Annotated in this window: 20 protein-coding genes; 6 read left to right on the forward strand and 14 right to left on the reverse strand. The window is 72.1% G+C overall.

Features of this window, described 5'->3' with window-relative positions; translation table 11 throughout:
• Positions 1-85: 85 nt before the first annotated feature.
• The gene (locus tag ABR737_RS37495) at positions 86-1,606 is read right to left on the reverse strand and encodes a hypothetical protein (protein WP_350255623.1); all 1,521 of its coding nucleotides are present in this window, start codon (positions 1,604-1,606) and stop codon (positions 86-88) included.
• 191 nt (positions 1,607-1,797) lie between these two features.
• On the opposite strand from ABR737_RS37495, the gene ABR737_RS37500 reads away from it, so the two are divergent.
• Complete coding sequence (locus ABR737_RS37500) at positions 1,798-3,183, forward strand: PucR family transcriptional regulator (RefSeq protein ID WP_350255624.1); 1,386 nt, start codon at positions 1,798-1,800, stop codon at positions 3,181-3,183.
• A gap of 112 nt (positions 3,184-3,295) precedes the next feature.
• On the opposite strand, the gene ABR737_RS37505 is transcribed toward ABR737_RS37500, so the two are convergent.
• Complete coding sequence (locus tag ABR737_RS37505) at positions 3,296-4,105, reverse strand: class I SAM-dependent methyltransferase (protein ID WP_350257073.1); 810 nt, start codon at positions 4,103-4,105, stop codon at positions 3,296-3,298.
• Between the two features lie 247 nt (positions 4,106-4,352).
• Entirely contained in the window at positions 4,353-5,000 is a 648-nt protein-coding gene (locus tag ABR737_RS37510) for a TetR/AcrR family transcriptional regulator (RefSeq protein ID WP_350255625.1), read from the reverse strand.
• A gap of 654 nt (positions 5,001-5,654) precedes the next feature.
• On the opposite strand from ABR737_RS37510, the gene ABR737_RS37515 reads away from it, so the two are divergent.
• A complete protein-coding gene (locus ABR737_RS37515; RefSeq protein ID WP_350255626.1) occupies positions 5,655-6,470 on the forward strand; it encodes an SAM-dependent methyltransferase in 816 nt (271 codons plus the stop codon).
• Positions 6,471-6,569: 99 nt separating this feature from the next.
• Here the strand turns inward: ABR737_RS37515 and ABR737_RS37520 are convergent, their stop codons facing one another.
• Positions 6,570-7,478, reverse strand: a complete 909-nt coding sequence (locus ABR737_RS37520; protein WP_350255627.1) for a Sco1979 family transcriptional regulator — start codon at positions 7,476-7,478, stop codon at positions 6,570-6,572.
• A 112-nt stretch (positions 7,479-7,590) separates the two neighbouring features.
• On the reverse strand, positions 7,591-7,833 hold the full coding sequence (locus tag ABR737_RS37525) for a DUF397 domain-containing protein (protein WP_350255628.1): 243 nt from the start codon (positions 7,831-7,833) through the stop codon (positions 7,591-7,593).
• A 264-nt stretch (positions 7,834-8,097) separates the two neighbouring features.
• Here ABR737_RS37525 and ABR737_RS37530 point away from each other — a divergent pair, with 264 nt between their 5' ends.
• Entirely contained in the window at positions 8,098-8,535 is a 438-nt protein-coding gene (locus ABR737_RS37530; protein ID WP_350255629.1) for an ATP-binding protein, read from the forward strand.
• A 143-nt stretch (positions 8,536-8,678) separates the two neighbouring features.
• On the forward strand, positions 8,679-9,626 hold the full coding sequence (locus ABR737_RS37535; protein WP_350255630.1) for a LysR family transcriptional regulator: 948 nt from the start codon (positions 8,679-8,681) through the stop codon (positions 9,624-9,626).
• Positions 9,627-9,676: 50 nt separating this feature from the next.
• Here ABR737_RS37535 and meaB read toward each other — a convergent pair whose 3' ends face one another.
• From meaB to mutA, 3 genes are read right to left on the reverse strand one after another with little or no spacing between them, the layout of a single operon-like run.
• The gene (gene meaB / locus ABR737_RS37540) at positions 9,677-10,678 is read right to left on the reverse strand and encodes a methylmalonyl Co-A mutase-associated GTPase MeaB (protein WP_350255631.1); all 1,002 of its coding nucleotides are present in this window, start codon (positions 10,676-10,678) and stop codon (positions 9,677-9,679) included.
• Between the two features lie 10 nt (positions 10,679-10,688).
• The gene (gene scpA / locus ABR737_RS37545) at positions 10,689-12,920 is read right to left on the reverse strand and encodes a methylmalonyl-CoA mutase (protein ID WP_350255632.1); all 2,232 of its coding nucleotides are present in this window, start codon (positions 12,918-12,920) and stop codon (positions 10,689-10,691) included.
• Positions 12,920-14,803, reverse strand: coding sequence for a methylmalonyl-CoA mutase small subunit (gene mutA / locus ABR737_RS37550; RefSeq protein ID WP_350255633.1), 1,884 nt, complete (start codon positions 14,801-14,803; stop codon positions 12,920-12,922). The genes scpA and mutA overlap by 1 nt, the downstream gene beginning before the upstream one ends.
• 257 nt (positions 14,804-15,060) lie before the next feature.
• Between mutA and ABR737_RS37555 the strand changes: the two genes are divergently transcribed.
• Positions 15,061-16,335, forward strand: coding sequence for a DUF5005 domain-containing protein (locus tag ABR737_RS37555; RefSeq protein WP_350255634.1), 1,275 nt, complete (start codon positions 15,061-15,063; stop codon positions 16,333-16,335).
• A 125-nt stretch (positions 16,336-16,460) separates the two neighbouring features.
• Here ABR737_RS37555 and ABR737_RS37560 read toward each other — a convergent pair whose 3' ends face one another.
• The 3 genes from ABR737_RS37560 to ABR737_RS37570 are packed head-to-tail and all read right to left on the reverse strand — an operon-like array spanning position 16,461 to position 19,467.
• Positions 16,461-17,159: a hypothetical protein gene (locus ABR737_RS37560; protein ID WP_350255635.1), complete on the reverse strand. Its 699-nt coding sequence runs from the start codon at positions 17,157-17,159 to the stop codon at positions 16,461-16,463.
• The gene (locus ABR737_RS37565) at positions 17,156-18,742 is read right to left on the reverse strand and encodes an ATP-binding protein (RefSeq protein ID WP_350257074.1); all 1,587 of its coding nucleotides are present in this window, start codon (positions 18,740-18,742) and stop codon (positions 17,156-17,158) included. Before ABR737_RS37565 ends, ABR737_RS37560 begins: the two co-directional genes overlap by 4 nt.
• Positions 18,743-18,759: 17 nt before the next feature.
• Positions 18,760-19,467, reverse strand: a complete 708-nt coding sequence (locus ABR737_RS37570) for a response regulator (protein ID WP_350255636.1) — start codon at positions 19,465-19,467, stop codon at positions 18,760-18,762.
• Positions 19,468-19,612: 145 nt separating this feature from the next.
• Here ABR737_RS37570 and ABR737_RS37575 point away from each other — a divergent pair, with 145 nt between their 5' ends.
• Positions 19,613-20,383 (forward strand): polysaccharide deacetylase family protein, encoded by a 771-nt coding sequence (locus ABR737_RS37575; protein ID WP_350255637.1) that lies wholly within the window; start codon positions 19,613-19,615, stop codon positions 20,381-20,383.
• Between the two features lie 177 nt (positions 20,384-20,560).
• Here the strand turns inward: ABR737_RS37575 and ssgD are convergent, their stop codons facing one another.
• The 3 genes from ssgD to ABR737_RS37590 form a co-directional block, all read right to left on the reverse strand.
• Positions 20,561-20,974 carry a spore wall synthesis regulator SsgD gene (gene ssgD, locus ABR737_RS37580; protein ID WP_350255638.1) on the reverse strand — a complete coding sequence of 138 codons (414 nt, stop codon included), beginning with the start codon at positions 20,972-20,974 and terminating at the stop codon, positions 20,561-20,563.
• A gap of 293 nt (positions 20,975-21,267) precedes the next feature.
• The gene (locus ABR737_RS37585; RefSeq protein WP_350255639.1) at positions 21,268-22,995 is read right to left on the reverse strand and encodes a PH domain-containing protein; all 1,728 of its coding nucleotides are present in this window, start codon (positions 22,993-22,995) and stop codon (positions 21,268-21,270) included.
• Positions 22,992-23,510 carry a PH domain-containing protein gene (locus ABR737_RS37590; RefSeq protein WP_350255640.1) on the reverse strand — a complete coding sequence of 173 codons (519 nt, stop codon included), beginning with the start codon at positions 23,508-23,510 and terminating at the stop codon, positions 22,992-22,994. The genes ABR737_RS37585 and ABR737_RS37590 overlap by 4 nt, the downstream gene beginning before the upstream one ends.
• Between the last annotated feature and the right edge of the window lie 41 nt (positions 23,511-23,551).

A 23,551-nucleotide genomic window follows, 5' to 3' on the forward strand; every position in this document is an offset into this window, starting at 1 on the left:
CCGGGCCCGTACGCGGACGCACGGACGGCGCCGCCGGGGAGCGGATGTCCCCGGCGGCGCCGTCCGGTGTGTGCTGGGCGAGGGCTCAGGCGGCGGGCAGCTTCCCGCGTCCGAAGAGCTTGCGCTCGTCGTGCAGCGCGAACGGTGTGGTGCGCAGATCGGCGATCTGAATGCCGAAGATCTTCAGTTGCAGCATCAGCTCGGTCTTGAGGTCGTACCCCGCGCTGAGCGCCCACGCCGGGGCACCGCCGTCACTGGCCGCCGCGGCACGTCCGGTCAGGTGGACGGAGAGCTCACCGCCGACGCCCGCGGTGTCGTAGAGGAACACCTGGGCGCGCGTCCCGACGCGGGCCGTCGCGGTGGCCGCCCCCTCGACCCGGGGAGTCGCCCCCTTGGTCTGCTGGTATGCCTCGTGCAGCGGCTGCCACCCGTTCTGCCGGTCGTACTTCGCGCCGACGGCGAAGGCACCGGAGGTGCGCTGGTCGGCGTCGAGCACGATGCGGCCGCCCGCGGTGAAGCGGTAGGTGAAGGTGACCTCGGTGCTGACCACGACGGGGACCGGGCCCACCCAGAAGACGTGCCGCCCGGTGACCGCCGCCAGCGGCACCGCGATCTGCCCGGTGTCAGCGGTCTTGCGGACCTTGCCGTGCACCTGCCAGCCGTAGCCGTACGAGCCGCCGAGGCCGATGGCCGCGCGCTGGGGCAGCAGGTTCAGCCCGCCGCGCTTCTCGTACTGGAAGATCAGCTCGGGCCGGAACGTCACCTCGCCGGCCAGCCGGGCGGGAGACTTGCCGGTCGCCTCCACACCCTTGGGCAGCGGCACATTGACGCCCAGCCGCAGGGTGGTGAGCGCCTTGCGCGCCTCGGGCGACAGCGCGCTGCCGGAGGAGGTGGGGGCGGGACGGTTACCGGAGGGAACGAGCTGGGTGCGGATCCCGGAGAAGTCGGACGCCGAGGGGCTCGGGGAGCCGGAGGCGGTGGCGCCAGGGGTGCCCGACGGCGCGTCCGGACCGCCGGACGGAGTGGCGGGGCCGCCGCTGCCCGCCCCGCTGCCGGAAGCGGGCTTCTGCATGGTGACACCCGAGGAGAGCGGCTTGACCGAGACCTCGCCGGGCCGCAACGCCGTCCGCTGGTCCACCTTCTGATCGCCCAGCAGCTCCGAGAGCGTCGCGGGAGCGGTGGTGACCCGGACCTTGCCGTCGTGGGAGCCGGTGACCTTGCCGACCTTGAACAGCGCACCCGAAGGGGCGTGCCGGTTGGGCGCGGCGGCGATCACATCACCGGTCCGTACGGTCTTACCGGCGGACGGCTTGAGCTCCGCCTGCTTGCGGTGCGCGTCGTACGACGAGAGCTGCACGGAGACCGAATTGCCGGAACGGGTCGGCGCGTCGGACGGCCTGGCGACCGCGGCACCGCCCTCGGGACCGGAGGCCCGGGCATCGTCCGGCACGGCACCGGGGACCGTCGCCCCGGTGGCCGGTATGCCGGCCGAGGACGTGCGCGGTGTGTCGGGGCCCGAGAGCAGTGCATGGGCGCCGAGAGCCGCGGGGACGAGTACGCCGACCGCGGCGGCGGGCACCGCGATACGGCGCCAGGAAACAGCCATGGGATTCCTTGGTGGTGCGGGGGGGTGGGGAGGAAAGCGGGGCCGGGCGCCGAACGCCGAACGCATGCCGGACGACCGGGGAAAAGTCGTCCAGGATCGAACATCTGTAGGGGTTCGGGCGGCTTCCTCGTAGCATGGCGACGAATGATCGCTTTCGCCATGGGGAAAGACACCGAGTCGGGAGGGGACGGGTGGAGACTTCCACAACGGTGCCGGAGGCCGTCGCCGCGCTGCACGCCGGGATCGGCGCCCTCACCGACGAGGTCATCGGCGGCCTCCGGGCCCAACTCCCCTCCTATGCGGCGCTGTCGGCCGATCAGCTCCGGCCGCGGGTGCAGGCGTCCCTGCGCAACGGCCTGTCGCTGGTGCAGCGCTGGTCCGCGGAGCGCAGGACACCACAGGGGCCGGGCGACGGGCGGGCGTACGGCATCCCGGAGGCCCACCTCGACGAGGTGACGGCCCTGGCGCGCTCACTGCCCGTTGAGGACATCATCTCCGCCTACCGGATCGGCACGGATATCGTCTGGCGGCGGTTCGGCGAGGAGATGGCGGCCCGGCGCGGGACCGCCGAGGACCTGCTGCCGATCGCCGAGACGCTGCGTGCCTGGGCCGACGCGAACACGCTGCGCATCGTGCGCAGTTGCCGGGTGGGCGCCCAGGGCGACTCGATGACGGACCGTCGGCGCGCGGCGAGGGTCCGCGCCCTGCTGCTCGGCGAGGCGCGGTGGGGCACCGCCGGTTCCCCGGGCGGTGCGTGGGGCGCCGGGCCGGCCGGCGGCGGCACGGGCGAGGGGCACCACGTCGGCTACCCCGTCGGCGGCTACCCCGACGATGGGCGCCGCGCCGGCGGATACCCCGAGGACGGGGCCGCAACGGAGGGCGGGTACGACCACAGCGCGCTCCGTCTGCCCTTCCGTGCGCGCCTGCCCGAGGATCCCGCGCCCGGCGCGCCGGACCGCACCCCGGAGCCCGGACCCGCCCCGCATGACACCGTCCATCCCGGCCCCGGTGACCGCGCCTTCGGCCGGATCGTCGCCCTGTTGCGCCCCTGGCTCGCCCTGGACGGGACCGGGAAGCCTCTGGTCACGACCGTGGACGGGGAGGTGGCGGGGCTGCTGACGGGGCGACCGGGCGGGCTGTGCCGCGGCCTGGTCCTGGGGCTCGGTGCCCCGGCCCCCGCGTCCGGACTCGCCGCGGAGTTCACCCGGGCGACCCAGGCGTTCCGGGCCGCCGTCGGCTTCGGGCTCGTCGGGGCGTTCACCCGTGAGGAACTGGGGCTGCGGGCCACGGTCGTGGCGCTCCCGGCCCTGGGGGAACAACTGGTGGGGCTCCGTCTGGCGCCGCTGGCCGAACGGGGCGAGGAGGGCGTCCAGTTGGAGGAGGCCGCGGCCGCCTATCTGCAGCAGGGGCTGCGCCTGGAAGCCGCCGCGCGGACCCTCTACGTCCACCCCAACACCCTGCGCAACCGCCTGCGGCGCTTCGAGGAGATCACCGGCACCAGCCTCCGCGACCCGGCCGATCTGGCGGAGGTCTGGTGGGCGCTGACACACCGAAGGATCCACGGGCCGGCGAGCTGAGGCGCCCACCGGCTCCGGTGCCGCCCGGTGCCGCCCGGTGCCGCCCGGTGCCGCCCGGTGCCGGCCGGGCGGGGGCCGGCGGGCCGCCGGGCGCCCGCGCCGGCCGTGTGGCTCAGGCCTTGACCGCCCTTAGCGCATACAGCAGCGGAACGATCGGCTCCGACGGCGGGAGACGCCACCAGCCGTTCTCGGACGGCACCATCGCATCGAACCGCTTCCAGGGCAGCAGTTCGGTCTCCCTGACCAGCTGCACGGTCAGCCCCGCCCCGATCACGGCCGAGATGACCTCCCCGAGGCCGTGCCGCCACTCGTAACTCGTCGTGGCGCCCTGCACCGGCGGACCGTCGGTGTACGTGGACGGGGTATCGCTCCTCAGCGGGCCCCGGCCTCCCAAGTAGTCATGATGGAGCCGGAGTTCCTGCCGGTCCGGGCTCGGCGTCGGCCCCAGGGAGTCGAGCAGGGGATGGAACTCGACGAGGTAGAACGTCCCGCCGGGCCGGAGCAGCGCGCTGACGATCCCGGCCCAGGTGGCCAGATCGGGGAGATAGCACAGCGCGCCCTTGCCGGTGTAGATCACATCGAACCGGCGCTCACCCAGCGCCTCCACGGCCCGGTGCACATCGGACCGGACGAACTCCATACTCCGGCCGCCCTCCTGGGCGAGCCGCCGCGCCTCCGCGACCGCCGCAGCGGAGAAGTCGAGCCCCACCGTGCGCGCGCCCCGCGCGGCGAACGCGGCGGTCTCGGTGCCCAGATGACACTGCAGATGCAGGACGTCCCGCCCGGTCAGATCGCCCAGATCCGTCCACTCGAACGGCGCGAACCAGCCCTCGGCGGTCCGGGAACCGTCCAGGCCGTAGAACTGGCTGGCCACATGGACCGGCGTACGGGCGTCCCAGTTCGCCTCATTGGCACGCACCATCTCGTCGGTGGTGGGCGCCTTGGCGGCAGGCTCCTCGGTGGTGGGTGCCGGGGTGGTGGGTGAGGCCCCCGGGGCGGTCGGCAACTCGCTCTGCTCTGTGGTCATGCCTCTCTTGTACCGGCCGGGCGGGGGAGTGGGCCAGTACGGCTCGGCGCGGCAGACGGGACAGGATGCAGCCGACGGGACGCGGCGCGGCGGGGTGGGCAGGGTGCACCAGGCGGGGCCGGCGCACCCCAAGCCCCCACGCCTAAGAGTCCCGGGCCGGCGTCGTCCACACCTCGCCGACGAGGGCATTGCGCATCCCCACCCACACCATGTTCATCAGCCGCAGGGTGATCCGCTCCGGCGGCTCGCCAGGGTGGAGCGTCATCCAGTCGGTGAGCGAGTCCGCCGCCCCGACCAGGGCGTACGTCACGAACCCGGCCTCGTCGTCGGGGCGGGCGGGCCCGGTGTCCACCGTGCCGCCGGCCCGGACCAGCCCGAAGACCTCCGTCATCACCGCCCGCCGGGTCCGGACCAGCTCCGCCGCGATCGCCGGGCTCAGCTCCGCCGCCTGACGGTGCAGCACCACCCAGCTGTCCCGGTGCTCGGTGACGAAGGTGAAGAACGCGAGCAGCCCTGCCCGCAGCCGCAGTTCGGGAGTGTGCGCAGGGCTCGCGGCAGCGCGTAACACGGCCACCAGGCGCTCGGCCTCACGCCGCAGACAGGCGAGGAACAGCCCCTCCTTGGAGTCGAGGTAGAGATAGACCATCGGCTTGGAGATTCCGGCGAGTTCGGCGATCTCGTCGACCGAGGCGGCGTGGTAGCCGCGCCTGGCGAAGACCCTGATCGCCGCGTCGATGATCTGCTGCTCCCGGACCGGACGGGGGACACGTCGCCTGCGTATGTCAGTCATTGGCGCCAGCCTACCGTAACCTTACTGGCTGGTAAGTTTACGCAAAAGTAAGGCAGCAGGCGGGTGTGCGGATGTCTCGGCGGCACTTCCAGGGGGTGTAAAGCGGGTCGATGGTGGTAGGCGACCTTATACAACGCCCCGCTCCGCACCGGCTGTTGCTCGGGTGTGTGCCGAGGCGGAACCGGATGCGGTCCGGGCCCGGGGGTGCTCCTGCCCGGGACGGGTCGCGCGGGGGCGTACCCGGCGTTGGGTGTCGCCGGGGGAAAGAGGAACGGGCCGCCGCCTGTGAGTGGCGTGGCGGCGGCCCGTACCCCCGGCCAGGGGGCTTCAGTTGCCGGGTACGGACTTGGATGCAGGCCCTCGACGCAGGCCCTCGATGCAGGTCCTGGATGCGGAGCCTGGATACGGGGTGGTCGTCGGGCCCCGGAGCGCGATCTGGCCGATTGAACACCCTTCATTCGTACGCTTGTTGGGGCGCTCATCCGTGCTGACCGACCGGCACCCGTCACTTCTTCTCAAGGGACCCTGCCGCTCGTCTGCAACAACCGCCTTCCGATGGGTATGTTGGGGGCTCGCAGCGTGTGGTCGCTCCTATACGGAGAGATCACCCCTGCCCCATGGCTGATGACTGTCGAACCGACGGGAAAGTGTGGAATGAGCCAGGAATCACGACCGCAGGCCGGCGTCGTCGATGTCAGTACCCCGAGTGTGGCGCGGATGTACGACTACTACCTGGGCGGCAAGGACAACTACGCCGTGGACCGCGAGGCCTGCGAAGAGCTGAGCAAGGTCGTCCCGAGTACCCAGGTGCTGGCGATCAACAACCGGCGCTTCCTCCAGCGGGTGGTCCGCTGGCTGGCCCGCGAACACGGCATCCGCCAGTTCATCGACCACGGCTCAGGCCTGCCGACCCAGGACAACGTCCACCAGGTCGCCCAGCAGGTCGACCCGGAGTCCCGGGTGGTGTACGTCGACAACGACCCCATCGTGCTGGCGCACGGCCGTGCGCTGCTGGAGGAGAACGCCCACACCGCCGTGATCCAGGCGGATATGCGGGACACCGAGGGCATCTTCGGCAGTGCCGAGGTCGAGCGGCTGATCGACTTCGAGCAGCCCGTCGCCGCGCTGTTCGTCTCGGTCCTCCACTGCATACCCGATGCCGATGACCCGGCCGGGCTCATCAAGAGGGTCGCCGACCGGCTGGCTCCCGGCAGCTTCCTGGTGGTGTGTCAGTTGGTCAGCGAGGACGCCGCCACCCGCGACTTCGTCACCGAATTCATGCGGGTCAGCACGCACGGCCAGTGGGGCCGGGTGCGGCAGGCTCATGAGCTGGCCGGGTTCCTGGAGGGGCTGGAGATCCAGGAGCCGGGCCTGGTGGAGGTCTCCACCTGGAAGCCGGACGCGGACCTCGGTCCCAAGCAGCTCACCCAGGAGTGGATCGAATACGGCGGAGTGGCCCGCAAGCTGTAGCGCGCACGCGCCGCAGCAGGAAAGAGGGGGCGGGGCGCCCGATGGGTACCCCGCCTCCTTTTGTTGGGCTCCGGGTTCCGCGCGTCAGCCGCCCGCGCCTCAGCTCTCCTGCTTGAGCAGCCGCTCCAGGATCGCCAGGGACTCACGGGGCGACTCGGACTGCGCGCTGAGCCGGTCCATCACCGCGAGGTAATGATCGACGTCATCGCGCTTGTCCAGATAGAGCGCGCTGGTCAGCTGCTCCAGATAGACGATGTCCGGCAGATCCGGCTCCAGGAACCGGAGGATCGTGATCGGACTACCGGCCGCCGCCAGACCGCCCAGGCTGAACGGCGCGATCTGCAGCGTGACATTCGGCAGCTCGGCCATCTTCAGCAGATGTCTCAGCTGGCCAGCCATCACCTCAGGGCCGCCGAGCGGACGGCGCAGCGACGCCTCGTCGATCACGGCCCATACCCGCGGTGCATCCGGGACGGTCAGCAGCTCCTGACGCTGCACGCGCAGCTGTACCCGTCGCTCGATCTCCTCCTGAGAGGAGCGCGGATGACCGAGCTGCGCCACCGCGCGGGCGTAGTCCGAGGTCTGCAACAGGCCCGGCACGAACTGGACTTCGTAGGTACGGATCACCGAGGCGGCCTCTTCGAGACCGATATGCGTCTCGAACCAGCCGGGCAGGACATCGTTGTACTGATGCCACCAGCCCGGAGTGCTGGTCCTGCGGGCCAGCTTGAGGAAGTCGGAACGGACCGCGTCGTCCGTGACGTTGTAGAGCGTCAGCAGATCGGCGACATCCCGCTCCTTGCAGCTCACCCGGCCCAGCTCCAGGCGGCTGATCTTCGCGTGGGAACCCCGGATGGCGTCCCCCGCGGCCTCACGGGTGATGCCCGCCCCTTCACGCAGCCGGCGAAGCTGGGTGCCCAGCACGATCCGCAGGACGGTCGGGCCGCCCCGCGGATGCTCCAGGTAGCGGCGCAGGGACGGATCGCTGCTCGGCTGCGCGGCGGTCATGCTGACTCCCCTGAGTGGTCGGGCGAGCGCCCAGTGTCCCACCGCCCCGCGCGCTTCGTACAGCCGGGGCGACTATCCGATCGACATATGCGCCAATCACGACGGCGCATCGTCAGTGGCCGGCGATGAGATCGTCGAAGTCACCGTCCTTGGCTCCCTGGACGAAAGCCATTATCTCGTCGTGGGTGTAGACGAGCGCCGGACCCGAGGTGAACCGGGAGTTGCGCACCGCCACCCCGCCGTCCGAAAGAACGGCCAGCTCCACACAGTTGCCGCTGGGGTTACTGCGGCGGCTCTTGCGCCAGACGACGCCTTCGATGCTGGTCGCCTGCATGCCGTTGGTCACCGGCTCCATAACAGTTGCTCCTTGCTGGAGGTCTCTCCTCCGACCGATCCCGAGCCTGCGATCACGTTGGCGTGAACAAGCCCCTGAGCGACCGTCCTTACTGATGTAATTGCAGATGCACTTGCATCCTGTGACGGCTGACGAGGATATTAGCCCTCCGAGGCAGTCCGGCCCAGCCCTGAATTCCCCCTCGCGGAGATGTTGATGACCACACATCCGGCAGAGACCGTGCACGACGCCCTTCGGGAGGAACCGTGTGAGGGCGGATGGTGGATGCCAGCCCCCGACGGCTTCGCCGCCTGCGCCCTCAGCGGCACCGCGCGCACCGTGCCGGAGGCCCGCCGGTTCACCCGGGCGACTCTCGCGGGCTGGCAGATGTGCGCCGATGTGGCCGATGACGTGGCCCTGGTCGTCTCCGAACTCGTCAGCAACGCCTTGCGTTACGGCGCCAAGGACGCGGGGGACGACGACGCCGTCGAGGCACCCGCCCCCTTCTGCAACGCCTGGCTCGCGCTGACCCGGCAGAACTCCACCGTGCTCTGCGCGGTCTCGGACGCCGGAACCGACGCCCCCGTCGTCAAGCCGCCGGACGCCCTGTCGGAGTCCGGACGCGGCCTGCACATCGTCGACCAGCTGAGCGACTCCTGGGGCTGGACACCGCCGGACGGGACCGGGAAGACGGTCTGGGCGACGGTGTCGAGTCGGGGCTGAGACGCGGCTGAGGCGGGGGCCGGGGGAGCGCGGCGCGGGCCGGCCCCGCGGAACGGGGCCCGGTCGCCCCGCGGAACGGGGCCCGCTCCCGCCGTGTGACGATTCCCGGGTCGCCCTCACCCGAGCGGAAGGCCCGAGAAGCCGTGGATCTGCTGTCCCTGCGCTACTTCCGGGAGGTCGCGCGCCGGGAGCACGTCAGCCGGGCCGCCGAGGAACTACGAGTGGCCCAGCCCTCGGTGAGCCGGACGATCGCCCGGCTGGAGGCCGAGCTGGGCGTGCCGCTCTTCGACCGGCAGGGCCGCACCATCCGGCTCAACCGCTATGGCGCCGCGTTCCTGGCCCGGGTCGAGCGGGCCCTGGACGAACTCGACGACGCACGGCGGGAGATGGCCGATGCCGCCGGACTGGACGACGGCTCCGTCGCCGTGGCCGCCGAGACGCTGTTGCCCCTCACCGAACTGCTGGCCGGATTCCGCGCCGCCCACCCCGGGGTCATCGTCCGCTGCCTGCAGTCGACTCCCGATGTGATGCACCAACAGTTACGGTCCCGGGAGGTCGACTTCTGTATCGCCTCCCAGCCGCTGTCCGGGCCCGGTCTGGGCGCCGTGCGGCTCTCGCGCGAAGAGGTGCTGCTCGTGGTGCCGGCCGGTCATCCGCTGGCCGCCCGGGAGCGGGTCACGGTGGCCGAGATCGCCGACGAGCCCTTCATCACCACCAGGACGGGGCACTGGCAACGTGCGCTGCTGGAGCGGCTGTTCAGCGGGATCGGGCGGCGGCCGGTGATCTCCTGCGAGGGAGACGAGCCGGGTGCCACGCACTTCCTGGTGGCAGCCGGCCTCGGCATCGGCCTGATCCCCGCGCTCGCCCGCGCCGAGCTCCCGCAGGTGCCGCTCGCCTGGCTGCACCTCGACACCCCTGACTGCGTACGGACCCTGAGCCTGGTCCGGCGCGAGGACAGCTATCTCTCCACGGCCGCCAGGCGGTTCCGCGACATGGCCGTGGCGCACTTCGCGGCACGGGGGCGAGGCGACCGGCCGGGAGATGTCCGGCCGGGCACGGCGCGACCGGAGGAGGCATCGGGGTCCCGGTAGCGCGGAACTTCCCTATGCCTCGCCCGTCAGCCCGTCAGCCCGCAAGGCCTTCAGCCCGCGAGGCCGTCCCCGAGCCCGAACGCCTCCAGCAGGCGTTCGGCTGCCAGCGTCGCGGTGATCTCGCCGTCGCGCACCGCCTTTTCGACGCCGGGGCCCAGCCGGCGCACCTCGGGGTGCTCCTGGAGGCGGTCGATCAGCCGGTCGCGGACCATCGACCAGGTCCAGTCGACCTGCTGGGCGCGGCGCCGCTCGGCCAGTGCGCCGGTGGACTCCAGGAGGGTGCGGTGCTGCTCGACCCGCTCCCAGACCCCCTTCAGACCGGTGCCCTCGCGGGCGCTGCAGGTCAGGACGGGAGGTGTCCAGGCCGCGTCAGGGGGCTGCAACAGCCGCAGCGCTCCGGACAGTTCGCGGGCCGCCGAACGCGCGTCCCGCTCGTGCGGGCCGTCGGCCTTGTTGACGGAGACCAGGTCCGCCAGCTCCAGTACGCCCTTCTTGATGCCCTGGAGCTGGTCGCCGGTGCGGGCCAGGGTCAGCAGCAGAAAGGTGTCGACCATGCCGGCGACGGTGGTCTCGGACTGGCCGACGCCGACCGTCTCCACCAGGACGACGTCGTAGCCCGCGGCCTCCATCACCACGATGGACTCCCGGGTGGCCCGCGCCACCCCGCCCAGCGTGCCGGAGGTGGGGGAGGGGCGGACGAACGCCGCCGGGTCCGTGGCCAGCCGCTCCATCCGGGTCTTGTCGCCCAGGATGGAGCCGCCGGTACGGCTGGAGGACGGGTCGACGGCGAGCACCGCCACCCGGTGTCCGGCGCCGGTCAGCAGCGAGCCGAGCGCGTCGATGAAGGTCGACTTGCCGACGCCCGGCACCCCGCTGATGCCCACTCTGCGGGCCGCGCCGGAGTGCGGCAGCAGCTCGACCAGCAGCCGCTGGGCCGCCGCCCGGTGGTCGGGCCGGGTGGACTCCACCAGGGTGACGGCGCGGGCGATCCAGGCGCGGGAGCCCGCACGGACACCTTCGGCGTACCGGTCGACATCGATCGTCGCAGGCATGACCCCCCGCTCAGAGCTCGTGGCCGAGGACCGACGCCAGGTCCCGCACCAGGTCGTGCGCGGCCTCCGGAATGACCGTGCCGGGCAGGAAGACCGCGGCGGCGCCCATGTCGCGCAGCGGCTGCACGTCCTGCGGCGGGATCACCCCGCCCACCACGATCGTGATGTCCTCGCGGTCCTCGGCGGCCAGTGCCTCCTTGAGCGCGGGCACCAGGGTCAGGTGCCCGGCCGCCAGCGAGGACACCCCGACGATATGGACGTCCGCCTCCACCGCCTGGCGGGCGACCTCGGCCGGGGTCTGGAACAGCGGGCCGACATCGACGTCGAAGCCCAGGTCGGCGAAGGCCGTGGCGATCACCTTCTGGCCGCGGTCATGGCCGTCCTGGCCCATCTTGGCCACCAGGATGCGCGGCCGGCGCCCCTCGGCGCGCTCGAACTCGGCCACCAGGTCCCGGGTGCGCTCGACACCGGAGGAGGGGCCCGCTTCGTCTCGGTACACACCGGAGATCGTACGGATCTGGCCGGAGTGCCGCCCGTAGACCGATTCCAGGGCATCCGAGATCTCGCCGACGGTGGCCATCGCACGGGCCGCGTCCACCGCCAGCGCCAGCAGATTGCCCTCCAGGCCCTCGCCGGGACCGGACTCGGCCGCCGCGGTCAGTGCCCGCAGCGCTGCCTGGCAGGCGTCCTCGTCGCGCTCGGCACGCAGCCGCTTCAGCTTGTCGATCTGCTGGGCGCGCACCGAGGAGTTGTCGACCTTGAGGACGTCGATCTCCTCATCGGTCTCCACCCGGTACTTGTTCACGCCGATCAGCGCCTGCCGCCCCGAGTCGATCCGCGCCTGGGTTCGGGCCGCGGCCTCCTCGACCCGCAGCTTGGGGATGCCCGCGTCGATGGCCTTGGCCATCCCGCCGGCCGCCTCGACTTCCTCGATGTGCTGCCAGGCCCGCCGCGCCAGGTCGTGGGTGAGCTTTTCGACGTAGGCGCTGCCGCCCCACGGGTCGATGACCCGGCAGGTGCCCGACTCCTGCTGCAGGAACAGCTGGGTGTTACGGGCGATACGGGCGGAGAAGTCGGTGGGCAGGGCCAGCGCCTCGTCGAGGGCGTTGGTGTGCAGGGACTGGGTGTGGCCCTGGGTGGCGGCCATCGCCTCCACACAAGTACGCGTGACGTTGTTGAAGACGTCCTGCGCGGTCAGCGACCAGCCCGAGGTCTGCGAATGGGTGCGCAGGGAGAGGGACTTGGGGTTCTTCGGCTCGAAGCGCTGGACCAGGCGTGCCCACAGCAGCCGGGCCGCCCGCAGCTTGGCGATCTCCATGAAGAAGTTCATGCCGATCGCCCAGAAGAACGACAGCCGCGGGGCGAAGGAGTCCACGTCCATGCCCGCCGCCATGCCCGCGCGCAGGTACTCCACCCCGTCCGCGAGGGTGTACGCCAGTTCCAGGTCGGCCGTCGCGCCCGCCTCTTGTATGTGGTAGCCGGAGATGGAGATGGAGTTGTAGCGCGGCATCTTCTGCGAGGTGTACGCGAAGATGTCGGAGATGATCCGCATCGAGGGCTGCGGTGGGTAGATGTAGGTGTTGCGGACCATGAACTCCTTGAGGATGTCGTTCTGGATGGTCCCGGCCAGCTTCTCGGGCGGTACGCCCTGCTCCTCGGCGGCCACGATGTAGAGGGCGAGAACGGGCAGCACCGCGCCGTTCATCGTCATCGACACCGTCATCTTGTCCAGCGGGATGCCCTCGAAGAGCTGCCGCATGTCGTAGATCGAGTCGATCGCGACGCCCGCCATGCCGACGTCGCCGGTCACCCGTGGGTGGTCGCTGTCGTAACCGCGGTGGGTGGGCAGGTCGAAGGCGACCGACAGGCCCTTCTGGCCGGCCGCGAGGTTGCGGCGGTAGAAGGCGTTGGACTCCTCGGCGGTGGAGAAGCCGGCGTACTGCCGGATCGTCCAGGGCTGGTTGACGTACATCGTCGGGTACGGGCCGCGCAGATACGGCGTGATCCCCGGGTATGTGCCCAAGAAGTCCAGGCCGTCGAGGTCCACGTCGGTGTACAGCGGCTTGACGTCGATGCCCTCCGGCGTCTCCCACGTCAGATCCGCCACGCCCTTGCCGGTGGACTGCGCCACGGCCTCGGCCCACTCCCCGGTGCCGCCGGCGGTGTCCGCCGCAGCCGGCTTCCCCAGCTCGACCGTGCTGAAGTCCGGGATGGCGCCCGTCTGCTGTGTCGTGTCGTTCATCACGCCACCTCCATGACATCCAGGGCCGAGGACAGCACCTCGACTGCGTCGCAGCCCGCGAAGACGAAGGAGTCCACCCCGGCCGCTACGAATTCCTCCCGGCGCTCACCCGGCTTGCCGGCCAGGTGCACCCGCAGCGCCCCCGCCGACTTCAGCGCGGTCGCCACGGCCGCCGCCTGCTCGCCGTACACCGCGTCGCTCGAACACAGACAGGCGATCCGCGCGCCGCTGCGGGCGAACGCCTCGGCCACCGACTCCGCGTCCACCGGCGCGGCCTCCTGCACCGTCTCGATGCCGCCGGCCTGGAAGAGATTGGCGGCGAACGTCACCCGCGCGGTGTGCGCCGCGACCGGGCCCAGCGCGGCCAGGAAGACCTTCGGCCGGTCACCGCTCGCCGCCAGACGGTCGTCGGAGCGCGACCGCAGCCGCTCGTAGGCATCGTCCCTGCGCACCCGAGGCAGCCCTCCGCCGATCGGGTCGGGCGCCGGCTCGCGGTGCACCGGGGGCTCGGCGAGGTGCGGGAACTCGCTGACCCCGGTGATCGGTTCGCGCCGGTGGGCGAGGTCCTTGCTGCGGCGCTCCCAGGTACGGGCCAGCCGCCCGGCGATCATCCCGGACCGCAGCGCCGCGGCCTGACCGCCCGCGCCCTCGATCTCCTGGAAGAACGCCCAGGCCGCACCGGCCAGCTCGTCGGTCAGGTTCTCCACGTACCAGGAACCGCCCGCCGGGTCGATCACCTTCGACAGATGCGACTCCTCCAGCAGCACGGACTGGGTGTTCCGGGCGATCCGGCGGGCGAACGCATCGGGCACGCCCAGTGCGGCATCGAACGGCAGGACCGTCACCGCCTCCGCGCCGCCCACGCCCGCGGACAACCCGGCGACCGTGGTGCGCAGCATGTTCACCCACGGGTCCCGACGGGTCATCATCACGGTGGAGGTGACGGCGTGCTGGCGCTGCGCGGCGGCCGCGGGGGAGGCCCCGCAGACCTCGGCGACCCGCGCCCACAGCCGCCGGGCAGCGCGCAGCTTGGCGATCGTCAGGAACTGGTCGGCGGTGGCGGCATAGCGGAACTCCAGTTGCCGGCAGGCGTCGTCGATGCCCAGGCCGGACTCCGTCAGCTGCCGCAGATAGGCGACACCGGTCGCCAGCGAGGCGCCCAGTTCCTCGGCCGCGGAGCCGCCCGCCTCGTGGTACGGCAGCGCGTCCACGGCCAGCGCGCGCACGCCGGGCGCCTCCGCGGCGCAGCGCGCGGCGATCCGGGCGGCCGACTCCCCCTGCAAGCGGAGCTTGGCGTCGTCGCCCGTACGGGCCAGCAGACCGAGCGGGTCGGCGCCCAGGCAGCCGACCGCCTCGGTGAGCGGCGCGCCGGACGCGGTGTAGAGCCGCAGCAACTCCTCGGCGGCGGGCGCGAAATCGGCGCCGGCGTCCAGCACCACCGCGGCCAGGTCCAGATAGACACCGTCGAGCGCGCGCTCCAGGCCGTCCACCGGCAGCCCGCCGTCGCCGACGGCCAGCCAGACCGAGGTGACGCCGTTCTCCAGGTCGGCCAGTACCGCTTCATTGGCACGCACCGGATCGGTGTGGACATGGCGCTGGCGTACGTCCCACCCGGCGACGGTCGTGCCCTCGGGCCGGCCGGCCCGTACGAACGGCGGGAAGCCCGGAAGGCCCAGGGAGCCCGTGGCGTCCTCGGCGGTGTAGAGCGGGCGGATGCGGATACCGTCCTGCAGATCGGTGGCGAGCGCATCCTCGGCGGCGGTGCCCGTCGCCTCTGAGGCGCCCGATTTGCGCAGCACGCCTTCGACGAGGCGCTGCCACTGCTCTCGATCGGCATCGGGGAAGGCGGCGGCCAGGGGGAGTTCGGAGGGCTCGGCGGTCATAGCAGCAGGCTAAGCGAACGACCGTTAGCTGGAGCAGGGGCTCCAGCTGTGACCTTGCCCTCGTTGACCTCCCATGGATCTTCATATTTATGCGCCGGAAGGGGCAGGTGAGACGGTTCGGTCCTACGGTGCCGAGTCATCCTTTTCCCCCCGCGGGACGCGCCTGCCGCGGGCCGCCGCGGAGGTTCCGTAACGTGGGCGCGGCACCCTCCCTCAAGCCCGCGAGCCCTCAAGGGGCAGGGGCCCGGAGGAGCGCGATGCCCAAGGCGACGATGATCCGTACCGCGGCCGCCGCTGCCCTGCTCCTCGCCGGTGCCGGGCTGCTGTGGGCGCTGCCGGGGGCGGCCTCTCCCGGCAGCGCCGCGGACTGCCGCGGGCGCCGGATCGCCTCCTGGCCCGCCGATTCCCGGCATACCGCGGAATTCGCCCGCTACGGCGACGACAACACCCGGGTGGACGACTGGACCGGCGGTGACGGCACCCACTCGGTGCGCCTTCCCGACGGCCGCACGCTCTGGCTCTTCTCCGACACCTTCCTCGACCGGATCCAGCCGCCGCCCAACCCGCAAGGGGAGCGGCATCGTTGGCGGACCGCCGACGCCGGGGGCACCCCGCTCCTGCGGCACAACGCCGCCGTGGTGATGTCCCGTTCGGGCCGGCCGACGCGCACCCTGACCGGCGGCACCGCGGCCGCCCCAGGGCCGATCTTCCCCGACCCGCCCGGCGGCGGACTGCGCTGGCCGGTCCGCGCGAGCGTGGAGCCCCGTACGCCCGGCGCGCACGAGAAGGTCGTCCGGGTGCTGCTGTGGAACCGTGCGCCCGGAACCGGACCGTGGATCTTCGGCCTGCCGTGTGGCACCGAGGTGGCCACGCTGTCACTCCCCGGCCTGCGGCTGGAAGACATCACCGAGACCGTCGGCCGGATCGCTGCCGACCCGGGCCGGCGCGTTCTCTACGGAGCGGCGGCGGTCCGTGCCGGCGGCTGGACCTATGTCTTCGGCGGCGACGACCCGCCCTCGTCACCGGCCTCCAGCGCCTATGTCGCACGGGTCCCGGGCGGGCGGCTCGCGGACCGCAAGAGCTGGCGGTTCTGGGACGGCGCCCGCTGGCAGCCGCAGGCCGGGCGGGCCGGGCCGGTGCTGCGGGCCGGCGGCCGGCGCGGTGTCGGGAGTGCCTTCTCCGTGGTCCGCGACGGTCCGGCCTGGCTGCTGTTCACCATGGACACCGGTGGCGGCGGGGCGGCCGGGCTGCGGGCGATCACCACCTACTGGTCCTGCTCGCCGACCGGCCCCTGGCACGGGCCGGACGGCCGCCTCACCCCGCCCCGCCCACCGGCCCCCGACCCGCAGTACGTCGCCGCCTACAACCCCCAGGTACACCCCGAATTCACCACGAACGGGGAGTTTCTGCTCAGCTACGACATCAACTGGCTCGGCCCGCCCGGCGTCCCGCCCGATGCCCGGCTCAACGGCGATGTGGAGCTGTACCGGCCGCGGTTCCTGCGGGTGCGAACGGGCCCCGCCGGGTGGTGACGGCGGGGTGGGCGGAAACGGGCCCGCCCGTCTTGACGGGACCTCCGGGCTTCAAGGGACCTCCGGGCTTCAAGGGAACTCCGGGACGGGCCCGTGGGCCGGCCGACCGCTCAGCCCGTCGGGTCTCAGCCCGTCGGGTCCGGTTCCGCCGCCTCCGGGCCCGGGGCGGTCGTGCCGGTGCCGGTCCCGGTCGGGCTGGGCTCCACGACGGGGAAGGCATTGTTGCCCCCGCACACCATGGGGCCCACGCGCACGGTCTTGCTCACCAGCGTCACGGAGACCTCGCCCGACGGCTTGTTCCCGGGCACCCGGGCATTGGCCGCGGTGCACACCAACTGGTTCAGCGAGGCGGAGTCCAGCCGCTTGACGTCCATCGGCAGGGTGATCACGACACTGCCCACATGGGTGGTGGCGGTCAGCGGACCGGGGAACTTCGGCAGCACGCTGGACAGACCACGCATCCGCTCCGCGTGGTTCGGCCCCTTCATCAGCATGTCGATGGCCATCTCCGGGTCGACCGGCACCTTGGCCGGGCGGGTCGCGGAGCGCAGGCCGGAGGGCCCGTAGAAGAACAACTGGACATCGGCCGCGGGCTGGCCCGGCGACTTCACGCCGGTGGCGGGCTCGCCGGCGTCGATGACATCGGTGGGGGCGATACCGCAGCCGGTCAGGCCGCCGGCCAGTGCGCCGGTGAGTACGCCGGCCAGCACACCGGTGAGCCCGCCGGTCAGCACCCGCCGGCGGGCACGCGTCGCACGCAGGGCGTTCAGGGCGTTCAGGGCGTTCAGGGCGTTCAGGGCGTTCAGGGCGTTCGTGCGGCTCATGCGTGCAGCTCCTTTCCGGCCGCGGAGCGGAGGCCGCCCCGGTCGTCATCCGCGGTCTGCTCGTCGACCGCCCCTCCGTCGTCGTCCGGCGGGTCGCCGTCCCCTTCGGTCACCGGCTCGCCCGCCTCCCGCAGGCGCAGCGGCAGATCCACCGTGAACACCGCGCCCCCCTCGGGGGAGTTGGCGGCGCGCATGGAGCCGCCGTGCAGCCGTACGTTCTCCTGCGCGATGGCCAGGCCCAGGCCGCTGCCCTCCGAGCGGGCGCGGGCGGAGTCCGCCTTGTAGAAACGGTCGAAGACATGCGGCAGGACCTCGGGGTCGATGCCGGGGCCGCTGTCGGAGATCTCGATCAGCAGCCGGTCGGCGCCCGGCTCCGGGGCGTGCAGCCGCACCCGGACCGGCTCGCCGCCGTGGTGCAGGGCATTGCCGACCAGGTTCGCGACCACGACATCGAGCCGCCGTGGATCGAGTCCGGCCCGTACGTCCGCGGGCAGTTCCGCCGTCACCCTCTTCTGCCAGGCCCGGGCCTGGAGGGTCTTGCGGATGGTCTCGCCGACGTCCACCTCGTCCAGATGGAGCGCCGCGGCCCCCGCGTCGAAGCGCGACACCTCCATCAGATCCTCCACCATCCGCGCCAGCTTCCCGGTCTCCTGGCTGATCAGCCGGACCGCGGAGGCGGTGTCGGGGTCGAGGGAGTCGGCGTCCTCGTCGAGCACATCGGTCACCGCGGTCATCGCCGCCAGCGGTGTCCGCAGCTCGTGCGAGACATCGGCCGCGAACCGCCGGGAGTTGGACTCCAGGCGGCGCAGCTCGGCCATGCTCTCCTCCAGCCGGGCCGCCATGTCGTTGAAGGTCCGGGACAGATCCGCGATCTCGTCGGCGCCCTTGACCTCCAGCCGGGTGTCCAGCTTGCCCTCGGCGATCCGTCCGGCGGCCTGCCGCAGACCCCGTACGGGCCGCAGCACTCCGCGCGCGGCGAGCAGCGCCAGGACCACGGTCAGTACCAGCACCGGCAGCGCGCCCCGCTGGGCCGCGCTCACCAGCGCCTCGACGTTGGACTCCTCGGCGCTCAGCGGAAGTTGGGCATAGACGGTCAGCGCGGAGGCCCGGCCGTCGGACTGCCGTACCGGCATCCCGATCAGCAGCCAGGGGTCCCCGCTGCGGTCCACGCGCTGGAAGGCCGGCACATGCCGCTTCTCCACCGACGCCTTGAGGTCGTCCGGTATCACGACGTCGCCCCGCAGGCCGCCGTCGCCACTGTCCCGTACGCCGCTGTAATGCACGGAAATGTCCCAGTCCCGGGACTTCCCTGAGCGCTCCAACTGGACGCGCAAGGAATCCAGATCCGCCTGGGACGGCGGGACCGGGAGCTCGGGTGCCAGCGAGTTGACCTGCGCCCTCAGGTCGTTGACGGCAATGTCCTGGGAGCGCTGCAGTATGGCGTTACGGGCTTCCTGGTAGGTCAGCAGAGCGGTGGTCAGCGCACTGACGGCGGCCACCACCAGGAACCCCACGACGAGCCGGGCCCGTAGTCCCCGCAGCAACTGGGGGTTTCCCGTCCGCAGGCGGGGCAGGGCCGGCATCCGGGGGCCGGGGCGCTTCACAGGGGTCCGAAGCGGTAGCCGAAGCCACGCACGGTCTGGACGTAACGGGGGCTGCGCGGGGTGTCCTCTATTTTCGTCCGCAGCCGCATGACACAGGCATCGACCAACCGCGAATCGCCGTGATAGCTGTGCTCCCACACATGCTCCAGCAGCTGCTGGCGGCTGAAGACCTGCCCCGGGGTGGCGGACAGGAACAGCAGCAGCTTCATCTCCGAGGGGGCCAGCGACAGATCCTGGCCGCCCTTGCCGACGACCAGACCGGCGCGGTCTATGGCCAGTTCGCCGTAGGTCTCGACCGGGGCGGGGCCGGGCTCCGCGACGGCCGGCGTGCCGTCGGCGGGCAGCGCGGTACGGCGCAGCACGGCGCGCATCCGTGCTTCGAGGACTTCGCCGCGGGCCGGCTTGACGATGTAGTCGTCGGCGCCGGCCTCCAGACCGAGCACCACGTCGAGATCTTCGCCACGGGCGGTGAGCATGATGATGGGCAGCTGCCGCTCGGCGCGGATCAGCCGGCAGACCTCGAAGCCGTCCTTGCCGGGGAGCATCAGATCCAGCAGCACGATGTCGGGGCGGAAGCCCGGCAGGACCTCCAGCCCCTCCTCGCCGCTGGCCGCGGCCGCCACTTCATGGCCGCGCCGCCGTAGGGCCAGGGACACTCCGTCCCGTACGGCGGCGTCGTCCTCGATCAGAAGTACACGTGGCATGGGTCCAGTATCAATAAGTTTCATGATGGATCGGTAACAGGAGCAGCCTGCCCGGGCTCTGGTGCATCTCACGTGGTGCAGGGCGGTGCGCACACGCGGCCACCGCCGGTCGTACGCACACGAGCAGGGTAGGGACGGGGTCGGGATGACACGGCGCTTCGGCATTCAGAGCGGCATCATCGGAGTGGCCGCGGCGGCGGTGGTTTCACTCGCGGTCGCGGGGACGCTCGCCTTCGGTGATTTCGGGGCCACTTCACAGGCCGAGGCCGGCACCGTCGGCTCCGGCCAGGCCAAGCAGGCTCCGGTCGTCAAGGTCGACCCCTCGATCGTGCACGCCTCGGACCGCCCCGGCCGCAGCCTGAACATCACCATCGACGACGGCCCGGACCCGACCTGGACCCCGAAGGTGCTCGCCGTGCTGAAGAAGCACAACGTCAAAGCGGTCTTCTGCATGATAGGTCCGCAGGCCAAGGCGCATCCGGACCTGGTCAAGCAGGTGGTGGCCGCGGGGCACAAGCTCTGCGACCACACCGTCAGCCACAACACCGGTATGGATCACCAGCCGGAGAGCTACCAGTCGCAGCAGATACTCGACGCGCAGAAGATGATCGAGGACGCGGCGGGCGGCGCGCGGGTCGAGTACTACCGCGCCCCCGGCGGCGCCTTCACCCCCTACAGCCGGAAGCTGGCCGCGGACCGCGGGATGCGGCCGCTGGGCTGGAACGTCGACAGCAAGGACTTCGAGGGCGGCACCCTCGAGGGGATCAAGGCGACGGTGCGCGGTGAACTCCCCAACGGGCCGACGGTCCTGTTCCACGACGGTGGGGGCGACCGTTCCCGGACCGTCGAGGCGCTGGACGCGCTGCTGCCGTGGATGCAGCAGCAGGGCTACGGGTTCGGGTTTCCGAAGCGCTGAGCGGTGGTGGGGGCGGCTGACCGCCTCCACCGGAACGCCCGGGGCCTGTCCGTCACCGACCTGCCGGACAGGCCCCGATGCGTGCCGTCACCTTCCGCACCCTTGGGCGACGGCCTCCTCCCCCGGCCTCATGCCGTGCACGGCCCGCTTCTGACTGCCGTGCACGGCCCGTCTTCCTTACGCCGTGCCGAACAGCTCCGCGAGGCCGCGCTCCATACCGAGGTGCGCCGGCTCGCCGCCCGCGGGTACGGCCTCGTAGGAGCGGGCGAGGAACAGCTGGACGTCCGCGGTCTTCAACTGGACCAGCGCGACGCCCTCCTCCGCGTGGAACTCCATCACCGTGCGGTCCGGGCCGGACGGCCGCACCCGCACATCACCCCGCCCGACCGGTCTCCGCATACCCTCGTCGAGCAGTTCCCGGGCGAAGGCCCAGTCCACGGCGGCGCCGTCCAGCGAGATCTCCGGCGGGAAGAACATCCGCACCGCCAGCGGATCGGCGGGCTGATAGTGCAGCACCGCGGGCACCGCATGCGGGCCGAAGGTGGTGGCGATGAGGCGGACCTGGACGGCTTGGTCGATGGCGGTGTTCATCGCGCTGCTCCCCCTGCGGCTGTCGGGTCATGGGCAATGGCTCGTCCGGTAAGACGGTGTGCCCACGCTCGCCGTGCACGCGACATCGGTGTGAGATGTGTCTCATGTGGCCGGAGGGGGTGCCCGGTGGTCCGTTGTACGCGCTGTGCTCGGGGGGTGGTGCGGGGACGCGCTCGGCGTGCGCGGAGCGCGGTCCGTTCGACGTGCGGGGTGCGCGGTGCGCTCGGCGTGCGCGGTGCGCGGTGCCTGCGCCGGGGACGCGCCGCTTGCCTGGGGAGGAAGTGCCCTTTCCGCTACGGCAGTCGCTGCCCCGGAAGGTGATCCGGCGCCTCGGGGTACGTCAAGAACTCCTCCAGGATCCCCGGGGCCGCCATCGCGGCGAAGGCCGGCGCCTCGGCCGCCGCAAGGTCCGGGATGCGATAGCCGTCCTCGCCCGCCGCGACCGCGGCGGTGAGCGTGACCAGGCCGGACCGGCGGGTGAACGGCGAGGTCGAGAACGTCCAGGCGGAGATGGCTTCACGCTGGAGGGCGAGGGTGTCGCGGCTGAAGGTGCCCGAGCGGGCAACCAGGTAGGGGCCCTCGACCCCGTGTCCCAGATTGCGGTACGCGTCCCGGGCCAGCCACAGCACCAGCGCCGTGGTCACCACCGCGTAGACCCAGGCGCAGTGCAGCAGGACGGGGGTGAACGCCGCACCGAGACCGGCCAGGACGGCGGTGCCGGGCAGTACCGCCCACAGCAGTCCCCGCACCCGGCGCGGGCGAAGCGCAATGCGGGGGTGCGGTGCCAGCGCAGCCGGAGACCCGCTTCCCGGGAAGGGGGACCGCAGGGCGCCGCCCGCCACCCGCAGCGCCTCCGGGCGGGGCGCCGGAGGCAGTAGCCCGCTGCGCTTGCGGTTCTCCTCGCGGTTGCCCAGACCGCCCGCCACCGCGCGCACCAGCGCTCCGCCACCGGCCCTCAGCAGCAGTGGCTCGCGCAGCAACACCCCGCGCAGCCGCGCCCGTTCGATGGTCACCGACCGGGTGGTGAACAGCCCGCGGCGTACCCGCAGGGTGCGCGCATCGGTCCAGTCCAGGCAGTAGTGGAACCAGTTCTCGACGTACAGGGCGACGGCGCCGACCGAGCCGAGGGCGAGGACGACGAGCAGTGCCGCCGGTACCGTCAGCCAGAGGGCGCTCGCGCCGAACTCGGTGAACGCCCGCTGGACGAAGCCCAGTTTCCAGGGCTCGATGCCGATGCCGTCCAGGACCCGGTAGGCCGAACCGGCCGCCACGAACACCCCGCCGATGACCCAGAAGGTGAGCGGCGCGTACCGCAGCCAGCGCCAGCTGATACGGGCCACCACCGGGTCGTTCGCTGCCGCCTCGGCGTCCGCATACGCCAGCAGCTCGGCGCGCAGCCGTTCCGCGTCAGCGACCGTGAGCGCCTCCAGCGACAGCTCGCTGCGGCCGTCCCCCGAGCCCGCCGTGCCGGCCCGCAGCACGGTGACCCCCAGCAGCCGGTGCAGCGGTGACGCGGTCAGGTCGACGGTGCGGATGCGGTGCAGGGGCACAGTGCGCAGCCGGCGCGTCAGCAGCCCGCTGCGCACCTCGAGGGTGGGCGAAGCGTGGCCGTGGCCGCCGGAAGTACCCGTTCCCGTGCCGTCCGGGCCCCCGGGGAGCGTGACCCGGAACTCCGTACGGGCCCAGCGGATCAGGCCGATGGTGGTGACGACCGCGAACGAGGCGGCGATGGCGGCGAGCGTGATCCAGGCCTGGGCGGTGATCCGGCCCCCGGTGGCCAGCGCCGTCAGCGCCAGCGAACCGAGCGGGGCGGCCATCCAGCCGCAGTGCACCAGCAGGGTGCGCGGATCCAGTCGCTGCCACTGGCCGGTGCCGGGGAGGGGGGCAGAGGAGGCAGTAGTGGGGGCGGCAGAGGAGGTGGCAGAGGAGGTGGCAGAGGTGGTGGTGGGCGCGCCGGATGCCGCGTCAGGTATGTCGCGGTCCACGCCGTCGGGTGCGGAGGGCTCGTGTGGCGTGCTCATGTGGCATCACCCGATACGTCCTGCGCCGCCTCGCCGATCCGCCGGGACAGCTCCTCGGCGTCCGCATCGGACAGCCCGGCGATCTTGATGTCGCCCGCGGTCGAGGCGGTGGTGACGGTCACCGTCGCCAGCCCGTAGCGCCGTTGGAGCGGCCCGCGCACGGTGTCCACCGTCTGCACCCGGGTCAGCGGGGCGATCCGCCGCTTCTGCCAGAACCAGCCGCCCGCCGCATAGACCGCACGCTCGCCCAGCTCCCAGGCGTGCACCGCATACCGCCACCGCGGCATGACCACGAGGTAGCCGACAGCCGGCAGCACCAGCACGACCAGCAGCAACGGCCCCAGCCACGGCAGTGCGCCGGGGAAGAAGAGGAGGGAAAGGACCGCCATGACGAGGGCGACGAGCAGCATCGGGCCACTGAGCGTCAGCAGGGCCTGGGCCGTCCACCAGTGGCGGGCCCGGGGATCGACCCGGTGGCGGGGTGGGCGCAGCAGCGGGGCGGCATGCTCGGGCATGAAGGTCACCGGTTTCCAAGTCAAGCGTATTGAGTGCTGGT

The sequence above is a fragment of the Streptomyces sp. Edi2 genome, assembly GCF_040253635.1.
Classification (GTDB): Bacteria; Actinomycetota; Actinomycetes; order Streptomycetales; family Streptomycetaceae; genus Streptomyces.

Coding starts and splice junctions, on each gene's coding strand:
- ssgD (WP_350255638.1), bottom strand. CDS start 20,974: ATGAACACCGCCATCGACCAAGCCGTCCAGGTCCGCCTCATCGCCACC.
- ABR737_RS37575 (WP_350255637.1), top strand. CDS start 19,613: ATGACACGGCGCTTCGGCATTCAGAGCGGCATCATCGGAGTGGCCGCG.
- scpA (WP_350255632.1), bottom strand. CDS start 12,920: ATGAACGACACGACACAGCAGACGGGCGCCATCCCGGACTTCAGCACG.
- ABR737_RS37520 (WP_350255627.1), bottom strand. CDS start 7,478: ATGACCGCCGCGCAGCCGAGCAGCGATCCGTCCCTGCGCCGCTACCTG.
- ABR737_RS37590 (WP_350255640.1), bottom strand. CDS start 23,510: ATGCCCGAGCATGCCGCCCCGCTGCTGCGCCCACCCCGCCACCGGGTC.
- ABR737_RS37510 (WP_350255625.1), bottom strand. CDS start 5,000: ATGACTGACATACGCAGGCGACGTGTCCCCCGTCCGGTCCGGGAGCAG.
- ABR737_RS37515 (WP_350255626.1), top strand. CDS start 5,655: ATGAGCCAGGAATCACGACCGCAGGCCGGCGTCGTCGATGTCAGTACC.
- ABR737_RS37525 (WP_350255628.1), bottom strand. CDS start 7,833: ATGGAGCCGGTGACCAACGGCATGCAGGCGACCAGCATCGAAGGCGTC.
- mutA (WP_350255633.1), bottom strand. CDS start 14,803: ATGACCGCCGAGCCCTCCGAACTCCCCCTGGCCGCCGCCTTCCCCGAT.
- ABR737_RS37570 (WP_350255636.1), bottom strand. CDS start 19,467: ATGCCACGTGTACTTCTGATCGAGGACGACGCCGCCGTACGGGACGGA.
- ABR737_RS37495 (WP_350255623.1), bottom strand. CDS start 1,606: ATGGCTGTTTCCTGGCGCCGTATCGCGGTGCCCGCCGCCGCGGTCGGC.
- ABR737_RS37505 (WP_350257073.1), bottom strand. CDS start 4,105: ATGGTGCGTGCCAATGAGGCGAACTGGGACGCCCGTACGCCGGTCCAT.
- ABR737_RS37530 (WP_350255629.1), top strand. CDS start 8,098: ATGCCAGCCCCCGACGGCTTCGCCGCCTGCGCCCTCAGCGGCACCGCG.
- meaB (WP_350255631.1), bottom strand. CDS start 10,678: ATGCCTGCGACGATCGATGTCGACCGGTACGCCGAAGGTGTCCGTGCG.
- ABR737_RS37560 (WP_350255635.1), bottom strand. CDS start 17,159: ATGAGCCGCACGAACGCCCTGAACGCCCTGAACGCCCTGAACGCCCTG.
- ABR737_RS37565 (WP_350257074.1), bottom strand. CDS start 18,742: ATGCCGGCCCTGCCCCGCCTGCGGACGGGAAACCCCCAGTTGCTGCGG.
- ABR737_RS37555 (WP_350255634.1), top strand. CDS start 15,061: ATGCCCAAGGCGACGATGATCCGTACCGCGGCCGCCGCTGCCCTGCTC.
- ABR737_RS37585 (WP_350255639.1), bottom strand. CDS start 22,995: ATGAGCACGCCACACGAGCCCTCCGCACCCGACGGCGTGGACCGCGAC.